Origin of the sequence: Clostridium sp. OF09-36, from assembly GCF_003481985.1 — a bacterium.
In the GTDB taxonomy this organism is placed as follows: domain Bacteria; phylum Bacillota; class Clostridia; order Lachnospirales; family Lachnospiraceae; genus Brotaphodocola.
Genome location: NZ_QUMD01000001.1, coordinates 317,633 through 340,248, shown reverse-complemented (window position 1 = coordinate 340,248; position 22,616 = coordinate 317,633). Strand labels below are relative to the sequence as shown.

17 protein-coding genes are annotated in these 22,616 nt (G+C 48.9%); 11 read left to right on the top strand and 6 right to left on the bottom strand.

The window, feature by feature from the left end; genetic code table 11:
- Positions 1-293: 293 nt before the first annotated feature.
- Positions 294-1,214, bottom strand: coding sequence for a LysR family transcriptional regulator (locus DXA97_RS01555; RefSeq protein WP_118718328.1), 921 nt, complete (start codon positions 1,212-1,214; stop codon positions 294-296).
- 307 nt (positions 1,215-1,521) lie between these two features.
- Here DXA97_RS01555 and DXA97_RS01550 point away from each other — a divergent pair, with 307 nt between their 5' ends.
- Entirely contained in the window at positions 1,522-2,862 is a 1,341-nt protein-coding gene (locus DXA97_RS01550; protein ID WP_118718327.1) for an enolase C-terminal domain-like protein, read from the top strand.
- 136 nt (positions 2,863-2,998) lie between these two features.
- Here DXA97_RS01550 and DXA97_RS01545 read toward each other — a convergent pair whose 3' ends face one another.
- Positions 2,999-3,907, bottom strand: coding sequence for a LysR family transcriptional regulator (locus DXA97_RS01545; RefSeq protein WP_118718326.1), 909 nt, complete (start codon positions 3,905-3,907; stop codon positions 2,999-3,001).
- A gap of 271 nt (positions 3,908-4,178) precedes the next feature.
- Here DXA97_RS01545 and DXA97_RS01540 point away from each other — a divergent pair, with 271 nt between their 5' ends.
- The 4 genes from DXA97_RS01540 to DXA97_RS01525 all read left to right on the top strand — a co-directional run bounded on the left by DXA97_RS01540 (position 4,179) and on the right by DXA97_RS01525 (position 10,005).
- Positions 4,179-5,642: an NAD(P)/FAD-dependent oxidoreductase gene (locus DXA97_RS01540; protein ID WP_118718325.1), complete on the top strand. Its 1,464-nt coding sequence runs from the start codon at positions 4,179-4,181 to the stop codon at positions 5,640-5,642.
- Positions 5,639-6,874, top strand: coding sequence for an FAD-dependent oxidoreductase (locus DXA97_RS01535; RefSeq protein WP_118718324.1), 1,236 nt, complete (start codon positions 5,639-5,641; stop codon positions 6,872-6,874). The genes DXA97_RS01540 and DXA97_RS01535 overlap by 4 nt, the downstream gene beginning before the upstream one ends.
- The gene (locus DXA97_RS01530) at positions 6,868-7,230 is read left to right on the top strand and encodes a DUF1667 domain-containing protein (RefSeq protein ID WP_118542411.1); all 363 of its coding nucleotides are present in this window, start codon (positions 6,868-6,870) and stop codon (positions 7,228-7,230) included. The genes DXA97_RS01535 and DXA97_RS01530 overlap by 7 nt, the downstream gene beginning before the upstream one ends.
- 129 nt (positions 7,231-7,359) lie before the next feature.
- A complete protein-coding gene (locus DXA97_RS01525; RefSeq protein ID WP_118718323.1) occupies positions 7,360-10,005 on the top strand; it encodes a hypothetical protein in 2,646 nt (881 codons plus the stop codon).
- 87 nt (positions 10,006-10,092) lie between these two features.
- Here the strand turns inward: DXA97_RS01525 and DXA97_RS01520 are convergent, their stop codons facing one another.
- Entirely contained in the window at positions 10,093-11,010 is a 918-nt protein-coding gene (locus DXA97_RS01520) for a LysR family transcriptional regulator (RefSeq protein ID WP_118718322.1), read from the bottom strand.
- Between the two features lie 261 nt (positions 11,011-11,271).
- Between DXA97_RS01520 and DXA97_RS01515 the strand changes: the two genes are divergently transcribed.
- Both DXA97_RS01515 and DXA97_RS01510 read left to right on the top strand, forming a co-directional pair.
- Positions 11,272-13,059, top strand: a complete 1,788-nt coding sequence (locus tag DXA97_RS01515; protein ID WP_118725484.1) for an alpha/beta hydrolase-fold protein — start codon at positions 11,272-11,274, stop codon at positions 13,057-13,059.
- A gap of 305 nt (positions 13,060-13,364) precedes the next feature.
- Positions 13,365-14,603: an NAD(P)-dependent oxidoreductase gene (locus DXA97_RS01510; RefSeq protein ID WP_118718320.1), complete on the top strand. Its 1,239-nt coding sequence runs from the start codon at positions 13,365-13,367 to the stop codon at positions 14,601-14,603.
- 61 nt (positions 14,604-14,664) lie between these two features.
- On the opposite strand, the gene DXA97_RS01505 is transcribed toward DXA97_RS01510, so the two are convergent.
- On the bottom strand, positions 14,665-15,597 hold the full coding sequence (locus DXA97_RS01505) for a LysR family transcriptional regulator (RefSeq protein ID WP_118718319.1): 933 nt from the start codon (positions 15,595-15,597) through the stop codon (positions 14,665-14,667).
- A gap of 212 nt (positions 15,598-15,809) precedes the next feature.
- Here DXA97_RS01505 and DXA97_RS01500 point away from each other — a divergent pair, with 212 nt between their 5' ends.
- Complete coding sequence (locus DXA97_RS01500) at positions 15,810-17,126, top strand: lactate racemase domain-containing protein (protein ID WP_118718318.1); 1,317 nt, start codon at positions 15,810-15,812, stop codon at positions 17,124-17,126.
- A gap of 243 nt (positions 17,127-17,369) precedes the next feature.
- Positions 17,370-18,458 carry an iron-containing alcohol dehydrogenase family protein gene (locus tag DXA97_RS01495; RefSeq protein WP_118718317.1) on the top strand — a complete coding sequence of 363 codons (1,089 nt, stop codon included), beginning with the start codon at positions 17,370-17,372 and terminating at the stop codon, positions 18,456-18,458.
- Positions 18,459-18,665: 207 nt separating this feature from the next.
- Here the strand turns inward: DXA97_RS01495 and DXA97_RS01490 are convergent, their stop codons facing one another.
- Positions 18,666-19,574 carry a LysR family transcriptional regulator gene (locus DXA97_RS01490; protein WP_118718316.1) on the bottom strand — a complete coding sequence of 303 codons (909 nt, stop codon included), beginning with the start codon at positions 19,572-19,574 and terminating at the stop codon, positions 18,666-18,668.
- A 380-nt stretch (positions 19,575-19,954) separates the two neighbouring features.
- Positions 19,955-20,827, bottom strand: coding sequence for a hypothetical protein (locus DXA97_RS01485; RefSeq protein WP_118718315.1), 873 nt, complete (start codon positions 20,825-20,827; stop codon positions 19,955-19,957).
- Positions 20,828-20,925: 98 nt separating this feature from the next.
- Between DXA97_RS01485 and DXA97_RS01480 the strand changes: the two genes are divergently transcribed.
- Positions 20,926-22,047, top strand: coding sequence for a hypothetical protein (locus DXA97_RS01480; protein WP_118718314.1), 1,122 nt, complete (start codon positions 20,926-20,928; stop codon positions 22,045-22,047).
- 113 nt (positions 22,048-22,160) lie between these two features.
- On the top strand, positions 22,161-22,598 hold the full coding sequence (locus DXA97_RS01475) for a tripartite tricarboxylate transporter TctB family protein (RefSeq protein WP_118718313.1): 438 nt from the start codon (positions 22,161-22,163) through the stop codon (positions 22,596-22,598).
- Positions 22,599-22,616 lie beyond the last annotated feature (18 nt).

Genomic DNA, 22,616 nt, shown 5'->3' with positions numbered 1-22,616 from the left:
TGCCTAACAGTAACAAGTTTGCTCACTTTTTTGTCCCTGTCTGTTCCAGAAGACCAGGAAAAATTTTCCAGCAGAAACATGGTTTTAGGAACCAGGGCTTTTATCGCACCAAATAGTGGGGGATGCGGCCGCAAACCTTGTGTTGAAAGGAACTGCGGTAAGTGATAAAATAAAGACAAGAGGCATTATAACCAAATTTAATACATAAGTAAAATTAACTGTACTAAGCCATCTCTTAAAAAAATTAATAGTGTATCTTAGCTGGACTGCTTCGCAAGGCGTCTGGAACGTGCTTAATAGAGCGGTGCGGAGTTCTCCCAGTATTCCCGTGCAAGACGGATGAATTCTCTGGCACCGGAGTTTAAGTAGCCGTGCTTCTGGCAGCAGATGGCGATTTCCCACGCAGGGCGCTCCGGCAGGGAAAAGCATGCAACCCCATCGCCCAGTCCGAGGGTATAGTATCTTGGGATGATACCGCAGCACAAGGTAGACTGCACCATAGCGGCAATGCCGCCGGTGTTATTGGTCTCGAACAGGATATTGGGAACAAAGCCGGCTTTTTCGAACAGCGTGTCGCATGCAGAGCGCAGGGTGGAGGATTTATCCATCAGTACAAAGGGCTCATAGCGCAGGGCAGTCAGGTCCATGGTGGCAAGTGGCTCCCCGGGCGCAGCGGCTTTTTCTGCGAGCGGGTGGGCTGCCGGAATCATGAGTACCAGCTCTTCCTTTTTTAAAGGGTAGTAGGTATCGATCGTGCGGTCAATGGACCGGAGGGTCATAAGGCCTACATCGACCTCTCCCCTTGCGATGGCCTCCTGCTGGGCGCGTACCCGCATTTCGATCGGCCGTACATCGAGGTTTGGGTAGTTGCGGTGCAGCTCGGGGTAAATGGCGGTGAACATGCGCAGGCCGCGTCCCGGAGTCAGGCCGATGGTCAGGTGGCCTTTGCGGGCACTGACAACATCGTAAATCTTGTTGTAGGTGGTGTTTTTGATCTGAAGGGCAGTTTTGGCTCCTTCGATGTAGATTTCCCCGGCCTCCGTCAGGCGCCAGTTGGCGCGGGAACGGTGGAATAACGGGGTGCCCAGTTCTTTTTCCAGCTTGAGCAGCTGCTGATTTAAAGCAGACTGGGTGATAAAAAGTTTTTCTGCGGCTTTGGTAATGTTGTTTTCTTCCGCAATCTTTAAGATATATTCAATTTGTTTGGTATCCATGTAAACCTCCTCATGCAGATACGCAGGACCGGAGTTTCTTCCATATATAGTGTAGGTTGAAATACGGTGCTTTTCTGCGGTACGCCGCGATTGTAAATAGAATCCATAAACAGATGTGGCGGTCAGGCCACAGAATTGTCATGAACCGATTATAACAGGTTTGCAGCAGAAATAAAACAAATAAAAATATTAAGAGAAACATAAAAACTATTAATTTTACTTATTTGCTTGCAGGTGCTATGATAACATCAGCAAGAGAAATAAGAACTCAATAAATTTTTCATATAATTTTAAGGAGGGTATTTCAATGAATCAGATTCCAACAATCACAAAGATGGAAGTTTTCCCGGTTGCAGGACATGACTGCATGGAGCTGAACTTAAGCGGCGCACACGCTCCGTACTTCACCCGTAACATCGTCATCCTGACCGACAGCACCGGTAACGAGGGTATCGGTGAGGTTCCTGGTGGTGAGAAGATCACTGCAGCATTAGAGCAGATCAAAGATCTCGTAATCGGCAGCAGCATCGGCGATTACAAGCAGACCTTAAACAAAATCCGTGCTTGGCTGGCAGCTAACATCAAAGACGACAAGCGTGGTCTTCAGACCTTCGACCTGCGTGTAGGCGTACATGTAGTTACCGCAGTAGAGGCTCCGCTTCTTGACTTACTTGGTAAGTTCTTAAACGTTCCGGCAGCTGCTCTGATGGGCGACGGCATCCAGCGTGAGAAGGTTCAGTTCCTTTCTTACCTCTTCTATGTAGGAGACCGCAAGAAAACTGACCTTGAGTACGAGGAAGAACCGGATGCAGATTGCGACTGGTACCGTCTGCGTCACGAGGAGGCTCTGACTCCAGAGGCTATCGTGGCACTGGCAAAGGCTACCAACGAGAAATACGGCTTCGTAGACTTCAAGTTAAAGGGCGGCGTTTTAGCTCCGAAGGAAGAGGTTAAGGCTGTAGCTGCAATCAAGGAAGCATTCCCGGAGGCACGTGTTGACCTTGACCCGAACGGCTGCTGGAGCTTAAAAGAGGCTCTGGAAGTTGCTCCGGACTTAAAGAAGGTTCTTGCTTACTGTGAGGATCCGTGTGGTGCAGAGGATGGTTTCTCCGGCCGTGAGGTTATGGCTGAGTTCAGAAAAGCAACCATGATGCCGACCGCTACCAACATGATCAACACTGACTGGCGCCAGATGTGCCACGCAATCGCTCTGCAGAGCGTAGATATCCCGTTAGCAGATCCGCACTTCTGGACCATGGAAGGTTCCGTACGTGTTGGCCAGCTGTGCAACGACTTCGGTCTGATGTGGGGCTGCCATTCCAATAACCACTTCGATATCTCCCTGGCTATGGTTGTACAGTGTGCAGCTGCAATCCCGGGCAAGATGAACGGTATTGATACCCACTGGATCTGGCAGGAGGGCCGTGAGCGCCTGACCAAAGAGCCGATGCAGATCGTTGGCGGTTGCATCGACCTGCCGAAGAAGCCGGGTCTTGGTGTAGAGGTTGACCGTGACCAGGTTATGAAGGCTCATCAGCTGTACATGGATAAGTGCTACGGTAAGGGCGCTCGTAACGACGCTGTTGGTATGCAGTACTTAATCCCGGGCTGGACCTTCGATAACAAGAAACCGTGTCTGGTTCGCTAATCAAGCGCAAACATTCAATAGAAGTTTTAATAAAAAGAAATGCCAGATTCCGGCAAATCGCCGGAACCTGGCGTTTTTTGCTTCAGTGCATATCGTGATTGACGGTGGACATTTTGCGGCAGTTACCAGATTGCATTTATGTTTCCCAGTATTTCTTGCATAACTCCAGAAAATATTCCTCTGCATGGCTTAAGTAGGCATCTTTTCTGCAGCACATGGTAACTTCCCAACTGGGACGCTCCTCCAGGCGGAAATAGCGGATTCCTGGATCTGGTTTGGCGAATACTTCCGGAAGCAGTGCGCACCCTACCTCGGCCAGTACCATGCGGTATTTGCTGACGTTGCTGCTGGTGGAAAAGAGCACCTGTGGCTGGAATTTAGCCTGGGAAAACAGTGCTTCCTCCAGTTGATACATGGTAGAGCGGCGTGCAATGAGGATGAAGGAATCCTGTGCAAAGCGGGAAAGACTAATCTGGGGCGCAAGGGCTGCTTCACTGCTTCCGCTTTGCGCAAGTGGGTGCGAGGTTGGAATGGCCAGAAAGATTTCTTCCTCTTTCATAAGGAAATACTGGTTAGCATCCTTCTGGGCCTGGACCAGGGTGATGAGGCCCAGATCGAGTTCTCCCCGTGTGATCAGATTCTGCATGGTGCGGACATTACATTCTACGGGCTCAATGCGGATGTCCGGAAATTTCCGGTGAAACTCCGGGTAGATGGCTGTAAACATGTTGACACCGCGCTCCGGGATGAGCCCCAGGGTGATGCGGCGGCTGCCGCTTTCTTTTAAATCTTGAATCTGGCTGTAGGCATCTTTCTTTAAATTCAGGATCTGTCTGGCGGTCCGCACATAGATTTCCCCGGCCGGAGTCAGCTGCCAGTCGGAGCGGTTTCGGACAAACAGGGCGATGCCGAGTTCGTTTTCCAGCTTTTGCAGCTGCTGGTTTAAGGCAGACTGCGTGACAAAAAGCTTTTCGGCAGCTTTGGTGATGCTGTGTTCTTCGCTGATCTGAATGATATATTCTAGTTGTCTAGTATCCAAGATCATATTTCCTTTCCTATAATAAAAATACAGGCTGCGCAGAAATCTGGCGCAGGTCCCCAGGTGATGTTATACGGAATTATCAATGTTAGAAAAACTAATATAAGTATTATTTATATAAATTTGACTGACATACGTGCTTATTATACAATGTGATTATCAATAAGACAAGCTGTGCTGGAAAGGCAGCGCAGTTGGAACAGCGAGAATCCCGGGGCAGCGGTGAGTGCAGTGGGATTTTTGCAGGAACGAAGTGAGAAAGTGAGGATGGATCAGTATGATGTCCTATGATGTGATCGTAATCGGCGCGGGAGTTGTCGGTTCGGCTGTGGCACGTGAGTTATCACGCTATCAGTTAAACGCGGCAGTGCTGGAGAAGGAGCTGGATGTGGCATGCGGAAACAGCAGCCGCAACACCGGTATGCTCCACGCAGGATTTACCTACAAACCAGGCAGCTTAAAGGCAGAGTGTGCGGTGGAAGGAAACCAGGAGTTTGACCAGGTGGCTAAGGAGCTGGGTGTTCCGTTCAAGCGGACCGGAAAACTGGTTGTCGGCTTTACCGACCATGACCGCGAGAATATCTTAAAGTACAAAGCGATTGGTGAGCAGAATGGTGTCAAGGGCATGCGCATGATCGACAAGGACGAGATCAACCGCATCGATCCGAACGCAGGCGGTGAGTTTGCCATGTATGTGCCGTCTTCCGGTATCCTCGATCCGATGCAGTACACCATCGGTCTGGCTGAGAATGCATGCCAGAACGGTGTGAAATTCCATTTTGGACAGAAGGTAACCGGCATCACGAGAGATGAGGCAAAGGATGTCTGGATAGTAACGACTGAGACCGACACCTTTGAGACGAAGTGGGTCATCAACTGCGCCGGTATGTACGCATCTGAGATCTCTGAGATGCTGGGTTACCCGAATTACCCGGTAAAGGGCTTTAAGGGTGAGTATTATGTGCTGGATAAAAAGGCAGGAAAGTTCCTTTCCATCCCGGTTTACCCGGCGCCGAATGACAAGGGCGGTTTCTCCACCCACGCAACCCCAACGGTTGACGGAAACGTGCTGGTAGGACCGGACTCCTATGTGACAGAAGGCCGCGAGGACTATGTGGTGACCAAGGAGCATATGGACGGACTGTTCCGTGACGGAAGCAAGATGTTCAAACAGATGAAGCGCGAATACTTTATCCGCAATTTTGCCGGTATCCGCTGGAAACGTTACAATCCGGAGACTGGCGAGATCCTGGATTTCCTGTTAGAGTCCGATGATACGCATCCGCATACCGTAAACCTGGTTGGCATTGAGTCTCCGGGTGTGACCTGCGCATTGCCGTTAGCAAGACGTGCAGTAGCACTGTTAGTTCAGAAGGAGCAGCCGCAGAAGAACGAAAGCTTTAACCCGGTACGTCCGGTGAAGAAGCGCTTCCACGAGATGAGCCATGAAGAGCAGCAGCAGGCAATCAAAGAGAATCCGCTGTACGGCGAGGTGGTCTGCCGCTGTGAGACCGTGACAAAGGCTGAGATCCTGGATGCGATCCGCAATCCTCTTGGTGTCTGCACGGTAACCGGCATCAAGAACCGCACCCGCGCGACCATGGGACGCTGCCAGGGCGGCTACTGCGAGACCCGCATTACCGAGATGATTGAGCAGGAGAAGCATCTTGCTCCGGAAGAGGTACGCTATTCCAAACGTGATTCTTATATTTTCACAGGAAAGGTCAGGGACGTAAAATGAGAAATGTAGATGTAGTAATTATCGGCGGCGGCCCGGCTGGCCTTGCGGCAGCCCTGGAGCTTTGGAAAAAGGGTATTCATGATATTTTGATCTTAGAGCGGGAAAAGGGACTGGGCGGAATCCTGCGCCAGTGTATCCACGATGGTTTTGGTCTGACCCGTTTCGGCGAGACCTTGAGCGGACCGGAATATGCTTCCCGCTTTGCAAATCAGGTGAAAGAGCTGGGCATTCCGTACATGACAGATACCACAGTCCTGGAGCTGACACCGGACAAGCAGGTGTTCGCGGCATCTCCGGAGGGACTTTTGGAGATCCAGGCGAAAGCTGTGATCCTGGCTATGGGCTGCAGAGAGCGCACCCGCGGCGCCATCAGCACACCGGGTACCCGTCCGGCTGGCGTGTATACAGCAGGTGTGGCACAGGCTTACATCAACTTAAAGAACCGCATGCCGGGTAAAAATGTCGTGATCCTCGGATCTGGCGATATCGGCATGATCATGGCGAGACGTATGACCCTGGAGGGAGCGAAGGTACTTGGCGTATTTGAGATCCAGCCTTATGCGAGCGGACTTCCGAGAAACATTGAGCAGTGCTTAAACGACTATAACATTCCGCTGCACTTAAGCCACTCCGTAACCGAGATCCGCGGTGTGGATCGCCTGGAGAGCGTTGTGATCTCCGAAGTGGATGACAAGCTGCAGCCGATTCCGGGAACCGAGAAGGAGTATCCGTGCGATACCCTGATCCTTTCTGTCGGACTGATCCCAGAGAACGAGCTGACCTGGATGGCTGGCGCGAAAGAAGACCTGGGCACCAAAGGCGCATCCGTTGACGAGAACTTCCAGACCACCGTTCCTGGTGTGTTTGCAGCAGGAAACGTGCTCCATGTGCATGACCTGGTAGATTTCGTTTCCATGGAGGCAGAGGAGCTGGCAGACGGAGCAGCCCGCTACATCAAAGAGGGTTCTCTTCCGGAGTGCGGACTTGCGATCACCGGAGATAACATGGTAGGTCAGTTAACCCCGGCCCGTTTCAGCGGAACCGGCAATGTGACCGTGTCCTTCCGTATGAGAAAACCGGTGAGAAACTGTACCGTAGAGCTGTGGCAGGGTGATCATCTGGTAAAACAGAAGAAGTTCCCGAAGGCACTTCCGGCTGAGATGATCCAGATCGCGTTGAAACCGGAAGAGCTGAACGAAAAGGATAACCTGGAGGTGAGAGTGGTATGTTAAGAACCTTTACCTGTATTATGTGTCCGCAGGGCTGCGAGATCACTGCGGAGGGAAATGAAGCACCATATACCATTACCGGCAATAAGTGCAAACGTGGTCATGAATATGTCGAGCAGGAGCTGGTAAACCCGATGCGAAACATCGCAACCTCCATTCTGGTAGAGGGCGGAGAGATGCCGCTTGCCAGTGTCCGATTAAGCGCACCGATCCCGAAAGCAAAGATCTTCGATGTCATGAACGAAATCCGCAAGGTAAAACGCACTGCGCCGGTTCATGAGGGCGAGGTTGTCATTGAGAATGTGCTGGGACTGGGCAGCAATGTCATTGTGACCAGGACTGTGGAAGCAGAGAAATAAATTTTTCTTAGAGCATTATAAAAAATATGAATGCATAAGGATTTACAATAAAAGAATAACGAACCGTGATTTGCTTTTTCCTGACAAAATTCTTAAACTGATGGTAACAAGGTTAATCAGGAGGGTATTATGGGAAAGCAAAGAATGAAAAAAGCATTATCGGTTGCACTGAGTGCTTCGATGGCAATTGGTGCGTTGGCTTCCGTACAGCCGTTTCCGGCAGTAGCTGCGGTAACCAGCGGAATTGTGACAAGACTTGCAGATGATATGGTGGTAGCAAACAGTGTTTATGGCTGGGTTACAGAGGATGCAGCAGAAAACAGCGACCATACTATCAGTATCAGGATCATGCCAGCAGGACAAACCAAAGAGGCAGAGTATACCACAGCAGTGAGATACGGCTCTTCGAACGACATGACGAAAGCATCTCAGGCAGGAAGCATTGTCAACCGGTGTACGAAAGGCAGTTTTGTTGAGATTTGCCTGAACAAAGCAGGACAGGTCATTGATATCCGGAGAGTACTCCAGAGCGGACTGAACTTTGATACCGCAAAATATGGCGGAGATCTGACTGCAATTGGCAGCACGGTTTCAAACAAAGGCGTAAATTATTCCGACATCTACCGCGATGATTCCGGAAAAACCGGCGCATTGACCGGTACGGCCGGAAGAATGGTAGCGATGGGATGGCTGTTGAATAAAAACGGAGTTGACCGTACCATCACAGTTGGCGATGGAAACCGGACAACAGATGTATTCAATGAAACCTATAAGGTTGCAGATAATGTAAAAGTATACAGCATTAAGACGGATGGGGATTTTTCCGCAACGAAGATCAGCTTCAACGGAGAGGCTGTTGTGCCGGATACCGAGCAGGAGGGCAGCGCGCCGGCAGACGTATCGAAGGTATTGACTGCATCAGAACTGAAAAACGGTTTTATTTATGATACGCCGTCAGAGAAGCGTACACAGGTTGTGGTAATCTTTGATCAGGATTATGAGCATTTCGGTGAGAATTCCGGAGATGCTGTGGTAACCGAGATTTATGAATATGAGGGACATGAGGATGTCAGCAAGTTTGTAGGACTTAAGCCGGAAATCGTGCGGATCGGAAGTGATTTCTCTACAAAAGAGCAGGGAAGTCCAAAACCGACGAATGCACCGTTCCTTGTGGCAGCAAGTCCGATTGAAGTTGTTGGAAATAAGATGTGGACAATTGGAGATATTGAAGACAACTGTCCGATCTTCAAAGGAGGTACCGATAAAAATGGCGGAAACTTCCTGGTTCAGTTTGATACAGGATGGCCGCGTAACGCTTATCAGTACATGAAGAACATTGAGAAGACCGGCAACGATCCTCGTGATCTGGATATGCTTCTGGTTCCGCATGGACATGGCGATCACTATGGTTCTCTGTATGATGAGTGGGAAACCATTGTGCGTTCAAAAAATAATGTGAATAATGAGATCAGCCCGATCGTTTACGAAAGTTATGAGGATACGATTGGTTTTGATGTTCATAACTTCCCGGAGATCAAGGGAATCTATGATGACCAGTCTGTCCGCTCCATCATCACAAACTGGTATCCGAATGATACCTGGAATAAGCTGGGCGACGGATTATCCATGATGGTGACTTTGACACCTGGTCATTCCCAGGGCTGTGGTTCTGCTGTATTCGATGTACAGGTGCAGGAAACCATGAAAGACGCAAAACTGACTTATGAGTATGAGCCGGGCAATGCGGCTGCAGATTCCGAGGGTTATGTCCGCAAATACAGTGACTATAAACCTGGTGACCACATCATGTTCGCGTATATGGGCGGTTACGGCATCAATGGTCTGGACAGCGCAAAAACAGCCGGATTCCGGAGAACTGCTTTTGTAAGTTCTCTGCGTTACATTGAGAGCGTCTTCAGCAATATGGATGTTCCGGGACAGAAGGGCCGGAAGGCAGATGGCGTTTACAATCTTGCCCAGCATACCAATCAGTATCCGTATACGGAAACTGCAGAAGTTATGAAAGAGTACAATAAGGCAACTGGTCAGAATTATAGCTTCCTTCATTTCATGAGAGAAGGCCGGGAAGAGATCATCAACTTCTGTGAGAAGAGAGCTTCTGCTATGCTGTACAGTGACTATACCAAACAGTATATGAAGGATTACGAAGCAAATGGCAACAGCAGTCCTTTCTATACCTATGACGGAATTCAGATCAAGACTGATATCACAAGTCCGAAGCTGAAAGACAGTACCTTGGAGGATGCTGGTCCGTACAAGCATAATGGCGGCCAGACAACCATTCAGATCAGTGATCAGGCAGATATTCTGGTTATGCATGGATACGATGTATTCCTGAATAAGGGCGTAGTACCGGAGAGTGCAAAGATCATGACAAAATCTGCAGATACCGGAATTGCCAAGAGCAACTGGAATGTAGTAAAAGGTTTTGCGTTTGCAAAAGACGGTTATGTCTATGACCCGGACAAGTGGTATGTTCAGATCGCTGCGCATGTGAATGATGGCTACGATGGAAATGTCTACAGCAATCAGGGAGCAAACCAGGGTGTTGAGCTGCTGAGCGGTCCGGTAGATTCCCTTCGCGGAACCGGATGGACAGAGATTATCCGTACCGGCGCCATGACCAAAGAGCAGGCAGAGGCAGTTGCTGCTTCCCTGGAGCAGGGCAAGAGCTATACGGTAAACTTAAAGAAGACCGGTGACATCATCAACAATGAAGAAGATGTTATGAAAACATTTGTTCCGGTTAACTAGTTAGAGAAAATAGAAAAAGGATTGGAAACGGATCGGAAAGCCGCCGCCGCAGCTTTTCGGTCCGTTTTTTTAAAAGAGGGGGAAACCTTATTTTTTAGACAGATAATTCATAATCAGATTTTCGGTCAAAAAGGAAGCATTGGTCCGGTAGTATCCTTTTTTCCAGATTGCGTACATGGACCAGCTCAGCTTCTGCGGAAGCTGAAAGTACGCAATTTCATCATCAAAGGAACGGTACCAGGCGGGAAGAATGCTGCAGGCAACGTTATTCCGGATAAGTTCCAGAATTGACTGGTTGGCATTTACATGCAGAATGACATTGGGGGTTATGCCCAATTCTGCAAGGTAGTTTAGGATCATCTTGTTGGATGAAGTAAAGGGTGATGTTAAAATGTAAGATGCCTGGGAGAGCTGGCTGCAGTCGCAGACAGAAAGATCCGCAAGGGCGGTGCTGCCTGCCGCGGCGCCCTGGGACAGCGGATTTTCCCTGGAAACGGCAAAAAGAAATTGCTCTTCTGTCAGTGCATGATACGCAATCCCATTTAATTCTGAATGGTCTGGAAGCAGGACAAAACCCAGATCAGCGGCCCCGCGGATGATACGGTTTAACTGACGATGCACGCTGGTTTGGATGGCATTCATCGTGATGTGGGGGAATTTTCTGTGAAAATCCGGGAAAATGGCTGTCATGATCTCTGTTCCGCGCTCCATGGGCAGGAGGACGGAAAGAGAACCGGTCTGATTCTGGGAAAAATCATTCATGACAGACAGTGCGTCATTTTTGTTCAAAAGGATGGAGTGGGCGTATTTTACGAAAACAGTTCCGGCCTCCGTCAGGGTAACATTTCCGTGCGAGCGGTGGAACAACTGGACACCGAGTTCTTTCTCTAACTTGATAATCTGCTGGGTAAGAGCAGGCTGAGAATAAAAAAGGTGTTCCGCAGCTTTGGAAAAACTGCCTGTATCCGCAACTTCTACAACGTATTCTAACTGGTTGAATTCCATAATATCCCTTCCTGTTCTGGTTCTTCTGAATGTTGGTTCCCTGCTTTGAAGTTTTCTAAAAAATATCTGTAGTGGATTACAGTCTAAATGTACATATATATATTAACAGGTTAGAGTGCAAATGAATGATCCGTTTTTTAAGAATATCATTAGAAAAAATAAGAAATAAGAATTCGTGATGAATGGATAATGGTTTATGATTTGCTTTTTCAAGCGAGATTTTTTAAACTGGGAACAGAACGTATTGGGAAGGAGAAGGTTATGAAAGCAAAAAGAGTATTTACAGCAACATTGTCATTGATCATGGCGGCATTCCCGCTGACAGCCTTTGGGGCAACCGTCACAAGCGGCAATCAGCTGCAGGATCCGGTACCGCTCACTTCTGTAGTACAGGAGACGGTAACAGTGGATCCGAACAATCCATTGGGAACGGCGCTGGCAGGCGGGTATTATTCCGTGGATCTTGCTTTGGAGAATGGAAGCAACCGAACCGCGTATCAGTATGTGCCGAAAACCGTAGGATACAGACAGCCGGAAGTAGCCATTGCAGTGCCGTCTGGAGCGGAAGCCGGCCAGTTTATTCTTGATTCCGGCTGGAAAGCGGTAGCGGATGAAAATGGAATCTGCCTTGTATTGATGACAGCGGAAAATGGCGCTTGGAAAGCGGATGAGTCTGCGTATACGGATGCCGTTGTAGAGTTCATGGATGGCCGCAAATATCTTCAGACACAGGATTCGGCTTTTTATATGGCAGGCTATGGGGATGGCGCAAATACCGTTATGAGTGCTGCCCTGGATAAGTCGGAATTATTTGCCGGTTTTGCCGCATTTGGTGTAGATAACTTTGATGTGCGTTTGCTGGAAGCAGCCAAGTCCGCGCCAAGCAACGCAAAAGGAGTTATGAAGAGTGAAGTGGCAGTTCCGATGTGGATTGGCGCAGAGTCTGTTACACAGCCGGTAAATCAACTGGTTGAGTTCTGGAAACAGGCTAATTCCTGTGGAAACGAGGTTTCATCCAATCAGTATGCATCCATGATTTATCAGCCGGTCGGCTATCTGGCAAAGACCAATCAGATTACTTACCAGGATTGCTCCAAGGTTATGGTAACGCTTGGTCTGGATCAGACGCAGAAACCGGAATTTACAAGTAATCTGTATAACAATTTCCTGAAACGGACACGCCGTCAGGACAGCGGTGATATCAACGCGCTGCGGGCATTTGGCACCAATGCGGAGCGCGGAATTGAACGGAAAACCATGAAATCCAATGGAACGCTTCGCGAGTTTTATGTTTATGTTCCGACCGCAGTGAAGAATGGAAGCATGAAGAATGTGCCGGTTGTATTTGCGTTTCATGGAGGCGGCGGTTCTGGTGAGGAATTTGCGGCACGTTCCGGATGGGACAAAGTAGCGGAAGAGAGAAACTTCATTGTGGTATTCCCAACGGGATGCAGAAGTGACAGTAAGTTTAAGGCAAGTACAACCTGGAAGGTGGATGATCTTCCATTCTTCTCTGAAATGCGTGCCTATATGCTGAGAAACTATTCCATTGACGCAAGTCGTATTTATGTGAGCGGACAGTCTATGGGCTGTTTCATGAGTTCTACGATCGCCTTAACACATCCGGAATGGATTGCTGCATGCGCAGCGACCTCTGCGCGTGTTATGCCGAGCGAAACTGCCAATGTCAACACATCCCTGGTTATGCCGTATATGTGGTCTGTCGGTGAGAAAGATAAGTATTTTGTTGAGGGCGGAAAGGACTACGGAAAAGTTCCTGCCTGCATTGGAGAGTGGCGCGTGCGCTATGATATTTCGGCAGATGAGTCCAACACCTATACTTATCAGAATGGTAATTTCCATGGTTACGATTTTAAGAATACGCAGGGCATTACCTTAGTGCGTGAACAGTGGGTAAAAGATAAAATCCACGCAATGCTGCCGGATGAAGTGTATACGTTATATGACTTCATGAGCAGCTATTCCAGAGGCAGTGACGGCACTTCCTATTATATGAACATGCCGATCACCGGCACTTCTGATCATTAGAACGAAGTGTTTCTTTGGGAGATAGATGGAGAAGGAATCTGTTTGTTAATTAACAGCTGAAAAATTCTGTTGCAAATTAGAAAAAATGGTCTGGAACCAACGGTTTCAGGCCATTTTTTCGTGCATTCCCGGCATAGGAATTCTGCACATTGTACGAAATTCAAAAATACTTGATGCCTTTTTAACTTAACTTGTATACAGAATACAGTAGGTGTAGAATAAGACTGAAGTTGAGAACATGAGTATAAAAATGAAAAACAGGCCAGTTGTCTGATTACTGGTCAAGATGAAAGGGAGAGAATGTTATGGCAGTACATGTAATTAATGAAGCAAACCGTTGTCTGAATTGTAAGAAACCGATGTGTATGCAGGGATGTCCGATCCATACCCCGATCCCGATGATGATCAAGGCGTTTAAAGAAGGAAACTTAAATGAGGCCGGGGAGATGCTGTTTGAGAATAACCCGATGTCCATGATCTGTTCCCTGGTGTGTAACCATGGAAACCAGTGTGAGGGACATTGTGTTCTGGGACGCAAAGGCGAGCCGGTACACATCAGCAGCATTGAAAATTATGTTTCCGATACTTATTTTGATAAAATGCAGATTCCGTGCCAGCCGAAGAATGGCAAGAAAGTGGCAGTTATTGGCGCAGGTCCTGCAGGAATTACGATTGCGATCTTGCTGGCAAAAAAGGGATATGGCGTGACGATCTTTGATTCCAGAGATAAGATTGGCGGTGTGCTGCAGTATGGTATTCCGGCATTCCGTCTTCCAAAGTCGATCCTGGAGCGTTATAAAACAAAGCTTCGTGAGATCGGCATTAAGATTCGTCCGAACACCACCATTGGCGGAGCATTGGAGATCAAGGATCTGTTCCGTGACGGTTATCAGAGTATTTTCATTGGTACCGGTGTGTGGAGACCGAAGACTCTGGGTATCAAGGGAGAGTCTCTGGGACATGTGCATTTTGCGATTGATTATCTGGCAAACCCGGATTCTTATGAACTGGGAGACAGCGTGGCAATCATTGGCATGGGAAACTCTGCCATGGATGTGGCGAGAACCGCGCTTCGAAAAGGAAGCCGCCGCGTAACATTGTATGCGCGCGGACTGACCAGTCAGGCAAGCGAAGACGAGACGGCTTACGCAAAGTTAGACGGCGCGCAGCTTGCGTTTGGCTGGCAGCCGGTAGAAATCAATGATGACGGTCCGGTGTTTAAAAAGGTATTATTTGATGAAGAAGGCAAACAGACCGGCGTAGATGCGACGCCGGTTCAGGTTCATGCGGACAGCGTGATCATCTCCATCAGCCAGGGACCGAAGAGCAAGCTGGTCAATACCACTGAGGGCTTGAAAGCATCCGAGAATGGACTTCTGGTGACCAACAGTTTTGGCGAGACCACGCATCCGGGCATTTTCGCGGCAGGTGATGTCGTGCTGGGTGCCAAGACCGTGGTACAGGCAACGGCTTATGCCAAGATGGTGGCTGACGCGATGGACAAATATATGCGCGGGGAACTTATGGAGGCACCGCAGGCCTAGAAGCCAAAGAAAGGCCCTGCGGTGGATGAAGTCCGGGATATCGGCTTGCGCGGTAATTGCCTCAGCGCAGTTCCAGTGCCCCCCAGTATTCTTTTGCCAGCTTGATAAAGGCGTGGGCGGCATCGGTTAAGTAGCTGCCCCGCTTGCAGCTGACGGTGACGTCCCAGACCGGATGTGAGGGTATGGAGAAGAATGCCACATTTTCAAAGGTGCTGCGGTGGGCACCGGCGGCGAAAAACGCAGGGACCACGGTGCAGCAGATGTTGGCGGAGACCATTTCCAGGGCATTGACGGAACGCTGGGTATAGAACAGGGTTCTTGGGGAGAAGCCGCATGTCTCAAAGTGATTTGCCAGCATGCGAAACATTGTGGACTGCTTGTACATCATGGCGAAGGGGTCGCTTTGCAGAAGGGAAAGATCGAGTTCTGCATAGCGGCTCTTTTCTGTTTCACGGGCGTACCGGCAGGCCGGATGTGAGGCGGGGACGGCCAGAAGGAGTTCTTCTTTTGCCAACGGTGTATAAATGTCATCGGTGCGTTGGTCTTCGGATAGGGTGAGAAACGCAAGATCCAGTTCTCCGTTTCGCAGCATCTGCTGCTGGTCACGGACGCTGTTCTCATAAATGCTGATGGTGACTTCCGGGTAGTCCTGGTGAAACAGCGGGTAGATATGGGTGAACATCGTGCTTCCGTGCTCCGAAGTGATGCCTACGGTGAGCGTGCCGCGGTGCGCGTTTACCAGATCCTGAAGCCGTTTGTCGGTTTCGCGGCGGATCTGTAAGATTTCCCGGGCAGATGTCAGGTAGACGTTGCCGGCTTCTGTGGGGGTCCAGCCATTGCGGGAACGGTAGAAGAGCGGAGCGCCGATTTCCCGTTCCAGGTTTGCCACCTGCTGGGTCAGGGCGGATGGAGTAACAAAGAGTTTTTCCGCGGCCCGGTTCAGTTTCTGTTCTTCGGCAATGGTGACGATATATTCGATTTCCTTGAGGTTCATGAGAATCAGGACTCCTTTCTGTATGGAATGATATGCGAAATGGATAGTTTCAGTATAATCGGATTTACGACGGCAGGCAAGATTTACATTAAGATTAACTAAATAAAACACAAGAAGGTTTAAATTTACTTTCTTATATAGGGCTGATATGATAAACGTATCAGAAAAAATAAGAACTGTCACAAGTGTTTTTTATAAATTAGGAGGGTACTATGAAAGAGATTCAGTCAAACGGCAAGGTTTCTGAGTTACTGCGCGATGTGAGCATTCCGAAAATGTTCCACGCAAGACAGACATTCCCGCGTGATTTCATCCGCCCGGAGGATATTCCGGCAGTGGTAAACCGCGAGATGGGGCAGGAGCAGTTTTCTTCCCTGATCAAACCGGGGATGGAGATCGCCATTACCGCAGGAAGCCGCGGAATCCGCAACGTAGACATTATCACAAAGGCAATCGTTGACTTTGTAAAGGCAAAGGGAGCACATCCGTTTATCGTTCCGGCTATGGGAAGTCACGGCGGCGCAACCGCAGAGGGACAGTTAGAAATCCTGGCAGGCTACAACATCACCCCGGAGACCATGGGCTGCCCGATCAAGTCTTCCATGGAGGTAGTGGAGCTTGGTGTTTCCGAGCGCGGAAGAACCGTTTACTTAGATAAGAATGCTTATGAGGCAGACGGTATCATTGTTTCCTGCAGACTGAAACCGCACAACGCATTCCGTGGTCCTTACGAGAGCGGCCCTTGCAAGATGATGACGGTAGGCCTTGGTAAGCAGAAGGGCGCTTCCCTGGTACATACCGATGGTATGGATGTTATCTCCAAGAACATCCCGACCATGGCAAAGGTGGTTCTGGAAAAGGCAAAGATTCTGTTTGCGATCCCGTGCATCGAGAATGCATACGATGAGACCTGCAAGATCGAGGCAATCCTGGCCAAGGATATCATGACAAGAGAACCGGAACTGTTAAAATTCGCGTTCTCCAACATGCCGAAGCTGATCGTGGAGGAGACCGATGTCCTGGTAGTCGATGAGGTTGGCAAGAACTTCAGCGGCACCGGTGTAGACCCGAACATCACCGGAACCTTCTCTACCCCATACGCAACCGGTGGTATCAAGGTTCAGCGTACCTGCTTCCTGAATTTAAGTGAGGAGTCTCACGGAAACGCACTGGGCTGCGGCCTGGCTTCTGCCATCACCAAGAAGATCTTCGATGAGATGGATGTCGAGAAGATGTATCCGAACTGCATTACCAGTACCGTACTGGCATCCGCGCGGATTCCATGCATCGTTGCCAACGATAAAGAGGCAATGCAGATCTGTGTGCGCACCTGCAACAAGATCGACCGCGAACACGCAAGAATGGTGCGTATCGCAAACAGCCTTCATATTGGTGAGATCATGCTGTCTGAGTCCTACTACGAGGATGTTAAGAATGGCAAGTACCCGGGCGTAGAGGCTCTGGACGAGCCGAAGCCGCTGGAGTTCGATGAGAACGGCAATGTCATTACCCCGGTTGGGCTGGGCTAAGGCATACGGCTGATAGAAAATAGAATTGCCTGTAACTGTGCGAGGGCAGAAAATAGCTGTAAATTGTCAGTGACACACAGTAAAACTGAGGAGATTCTGCGAAAGCAGGGTCTCCTTTTTGTGCTGACAAAGAATTATTTAGAGAATTCTAAAAACTATGAGTTTTACTTATAGTACGCCGGACGCTATAATGAAGCCAGAAACAAAAAGTATTACAAAACAAAAAGACAGGGGTAGAGGAAAATGGAAAAAATCGTATTAGATACCGCAATCAAATTTGGAGCAGGAAGATACCGTCAGGAGCAGGGGCTCTTAGAGCAGTGCGGCGAGGAAGTAAAGCGTTTTGGTAAAAAAGCTTATATCGTTGCAGGTCCGCGTGCATTTGCAGCAGTCAAAGAGCGCCTGATCCCGGGATTTGAGAAAGCAGGTTTGGAATACGTAGTCGAGATTTACGAGGGAGCATGCAGCTACGAGGGCGCAAAAGAGTACGGAGATAAGGCTCTTGCAGCGGGCTGTGATGAGGTTGTCGGCATCGGCGGCGGCAAGATCATGGACTTTGCAAAGGCTGTTGGTGAGTCTGCAGGTCTCGGCGTAGTCAATATCCCGACTTCCATGTCTACCTGCGCACCGTTCACCACGATGAGCGTTATGTACACACCGGAAGGCGCAAAGAAGAACTGCTGGAGATATGAGCATGAGATCGATGCAGTCCTGGTTGATATGGATGTGATCGCGCAGTGCCCAATCCGCTACAATGCAGCAGGTATCCTGGATGCAATGGCAAAACGGATCGAGATCCAGAACGGAAAGCCGGTTATGAGACTGGAGGACAACCCATACGATCTGTACATGGCATTCAAGATGGCTGAGAATACTTATGAGGTTCTGGAAAAATATGGCCAGCAGGCGATCGAGGACAACCGCCAGCATAAAGTAACCAAGATCTTAGAGGAGGTTGCTTTCGTGAATATCGCAGTGACCGGTGTCATCGCAAACATCACCAAGAGCTTCAGCCAGTCTGCCCTGGCTCACATGATCTACGATGGAACCCGTACCTTCTTCACCCAGGAGGCAAAGAAGGCACTTCACGGCGAGATCGTTGCAGTTGGCCTGTTTGCACAGCTGTACTACAATCATCTGATCGAGGAGAAGGACCAGTTAAAGGCTTACATGAAGTCCATGGATATGCCGCTGACCTTCGATGAGCTCGGCGTAGAGAGTACCGATGAGAACTTAAAGATTCTTGAGGATTACCTGATCGACTCCCCGTATGTTGAGAAGAGCGAGGAGAGCTATGCATGCCTGCACGAGGCAATGCGCCAGATGCGCTAATTCCTATTCTGCAAAATAAAAAAGGAACGCTGCGCTGGGAAACGGCAACGAGATGCAGAGAAAAACAGCGCATGTAATAAGTAATCGAATAAGAAATGAAAAAAGATGGGACTGCCATATGATGTGGTGGTCCCATCTTTTTTTACAAATGATACAAAATTTACAAATGATACAAAATCGATAAATGTGACATTAACTGGTGCCGTACTAACAGATATAAAAGGTTTTTGCAATCTCGATAAAGCGCTGGGCCGCCTGGCTTAAGTAGCGCCCTTTTTTATAGCTTGCGGCAATCTGCCAGCAGGGGTGTGACGGCATGGAAAAGATGGAAATGCCGCTTAGGTCTCCCTGAACGTAGTAGGCCGGAATGAGACCGCAGCAGATCCTCGCACGGATCATAGTGAGAATGGTGTTGTTGTTCTGGGTTTCGAATAAGATATTCGGCTCAAACCCGGATTCCTGGAAAATATGCTCGACCAGGCTCCACATGGTGGATTTCTTGTCCATGAGCACAAATGGCTCGTATTTGAGCAGGCTTAGATCGAGGACCGGCCATGGGTGTCCGGCACAGGGAACAGCTGACTGGCAGATTGGGTGTCCGTCCGGGACAGCCAGAAGGATCTCCTCGCTGGAGAGGTTGATGTAGTTGTCCTTGGTGCGGTCGTATTCGTTTAACGTCATGAAGGCCACATCGAGCTGGTCCCCGGCAATCATGGTCTGCATTTCCTTTACCCGCTTTTCGACTGGGACAACTGTGATCTCCGGGAATTCCCGGTGGAAGATCGGGTAGACATTTCCGAAAATGGCAACGCCGCGTCCCGGCGTAAAGCCGATCGAGAGCATGCCTTTCTGCCGGTTAGCCACATCCCGGATCTGCTCGTAGGTATTTTTCTTGATCTGCAGGATCTGTTTTGCGTTCTTTACATAGATCTCCCCTGCTTCGGTTAGCCTCCAGTTTGAGCGGGAACGGTGAAACAGCGGGGTGCCAAGCTCTTTTTCCAGCTTTAAGAGCTGCTGGTTTAACGCGGGCTGTGTGATGAACAGCTTTTCTGCTGCATGGGTAATGTTGTTTTCTTCTGCAATCTTTAAAATATATTCAATCTGTTTTAAATCCATATGAAATCTCCATATCAGACAGGCTCTGCCTGATGCTTCTATTTTTTCGGAAGGTATTGCCGGGCACGCATGCGTGGACCGTGATGGGAAATATTTTCAATAGGAATTATAGCACAGGAAACCTGCTGTGACAATTTAATATAAGAAAAATTTAGAGAAAACTAAAAAATATATACTTTACGAGAAAAGTATTATGCAATATAATCAAAATATGCCGAATAAAATGACAAGAATTTGTGCAAAACTATTAAAAATGCGTAAAGAAAAATTTGTTTGGCATTAAAAAAATGTAAAGATGGGTGTTAAGAAATCTTGTCAGACCTGTTACTGTCCACGCGTTGCGCAAACAGCAACAGGATTTGCAGAGTAACATTAGTCTTTTAAGAGACAGATCTGGCAAGATCAACCAGGTAAGAAAGCTCCGGAAATGGATCGAAGCTGATCGTTTTTTCTGTAGGCTTCTCTGTGAGGGAAAGCGCACGGGTTAAAAACCGTCCGCGGATGAAGACATCCATCGAAGAACCGTGGACACTTACCGCAACGTATCCGGGAGTGTACTTCATAAGAGACTTTAAGCTTTTACAGAAGGAGTAGGAAGGCTGCTGGTCCGTTCCCTTTGGACGGTAGAGCACGCAGTGAGACTTTAAGTCCTCATCCTCTAACGGGGCATTTTCGTAGCTGATGCTGTTTGCAAAGTACTCCATGCGGATCGGGGTCGGGACCGAGGTTTCATCCAGTACCCTAAAATGCAGTCCGGAGTCAGATGGCAGTGTGATATGGGCCCAGACACCGGCATCGAAGTGGACACGGGGTTTGCCCTTTGCGGCGAGCTTAAAGCTCTGCGGGATGGTGGCATCGCACAGGGTGACAGGAACACCTTTGATAGTTCCGCTTACCTCCCAGCGAAAAAGCGGGGCACCGCCCTTTTCACTGTGGACCGGCATCAGGCGGGCCTGCTCTAAGGTCTCCTCGGTGATGTTCTGGTGTGCTTTTTCCAGAATCTTGTCAGTTCCAAGCTTTTTGCAGACGGTCAGCTTTAAGTTTGCGTTTGAATATGCGTTGGTGTAAGCCTTCTGGTTCGGACGCAGCACAAACAGGTGGAATACCACTGCAATGGCAAGCATAACGAAGACCAGCGGGCGCGTGATGAAAAACATGGCCAGTGTGGCAATCAGGAAAAAAAGCATGAAGAGTACGCACAGCCGGTAACGCCGGTAGGCGTGCGAAACAAGTGTCAGATCTTCTGAAATCATTTGTGAATATCCCCTTTCAAAAATTGTGTATTCATTCTAGCACAGTTATCTGGAAAGGTGAAGATATTAAATTTTCTTAACAGGAAGGGAGAAAGAAAATGAAAAAGACATTCAAAAAGGTAATCGCAGTTGCGGCATCCGCAGCAATGGTATTTTCTATGGCAGGCTGCGGCGGCAAAACAGAAAGCGCAGCAACCACCGCAGCAGGCGGACAGTCTGAGACTGCAGCAGCAGATGCAGGCGCAAATGTAGGGGGAGGAAACAGCAGCTTAAAGGGCCAGAACGTCCGCGTGGTGATCGGTTCTACCTCTACCTCTGGTGACTCCTACATGATCGCAGATCTGGTAACCCGTTATTTAAGCAAGGAGATGGGATTTAACGGCAAGGTTGATGCGATCGGTAATGCAGCAGCCCTGGATGAGATGCAGAATGCAAAGGGCGATGGTAAGACGGTTATGATGTTCCACGACATGACGTTCTTAAGCGTTCTGTTCGGTTCTGTAGATGAGCAGTATTCCTTGGAGAACATGACGGTTGGTCCGCGCATCGGCCAGAACCCGGGCGCATGTTTCGGTGCAGCAGCTGAAAAAGGCTGGAATAACTTAAGTGATGTAACTAAATATCTGCAGGACAACCCGGATGCTACCGTATCCTTCAACATCGAGTCCGGCGCAACCTCCCATCTGGCATTTGTTGCTTATTATCTGTATATTCAGGATACCTACGGCGATGACGTAGCAAGCCGTATCAAAGCGATCGTTGGCGGTACCACTGCTGAGAAGCTTCAGAGACTGTGGGATCGTAACGCAGACGTGATCTACGGCGATACCTCTTCCTTTGAGCAGTACACCCAGGATGGTGTTGAGGATCAGTTAAAGATGACCATGTTTGGCTCCTGTGGTGAGGTAAAGGGCTTAGCGATCGACTCCATGGCAAAGGATGGCGTTACCTTCAATGGTGAGCCGTTTGAGTTTGCAAAAGACTTCTGCATGTACTTCCCGAAGGATATGGACGCAAATGTACTGGCTGAGTACGAGGCAGCTATGAAGAAAGTAACCGAGGACCCGGAATTTGTGGCAGATATGGAGAAGCTGTATTACAATGCCCTGACCGCAGACGAGGTTGGTGTAGAGGCTTCCAAGGAGTTCATCTACAACAAGCGTGATATGTGTAAAGACCTGATCGAGAAGGCTCCGTCCCTGGATACCCTGACCCAGTAAACCAAAATGACATGCCGTGGCTGCCGGAAAAATGACAGCCACAGGCATTGCTTTTAAAGAAATGCACTGCTGGGAATACTGCCCGGCAGACAAGCAGAAAGGGGAAACTATCTATGATCCATATTGTTTATTCGACACAGCACTGGATCGTGCCGAAGATCGTGATCGGAATCCTGATCGTCTTTCTGGCAGCGATCATCATTACAGAGGGAATGGCACGTGTAAAAGAGGGCAAACCGTTCTTTCAGAAACCTGGAAAATTCTTCATTGATAACTGCGATTATGTAAAGCTGTTTGGCACACTGATCCTGTTTATTGCTTACATAGCATGTCTGGATGTGATCGGCTTTACCGTGACCAGCATTATCTTTGTTTTCTTATTTAACGTATTGTATGCAGGAACCTCGAAAAAATCCCTGCTGGTCAGCATTATCATTGCAGTGATCAGCTCTGTGGTGGTTTCCGTAATGTTTGGCGTAATGTTTAACATTACTCTCCCGAGCGGAGTGTGCACCATGCCGTTCCCGGACTGGGGATTTACATTATATTAAGGAAAGGAGAGCTTGATT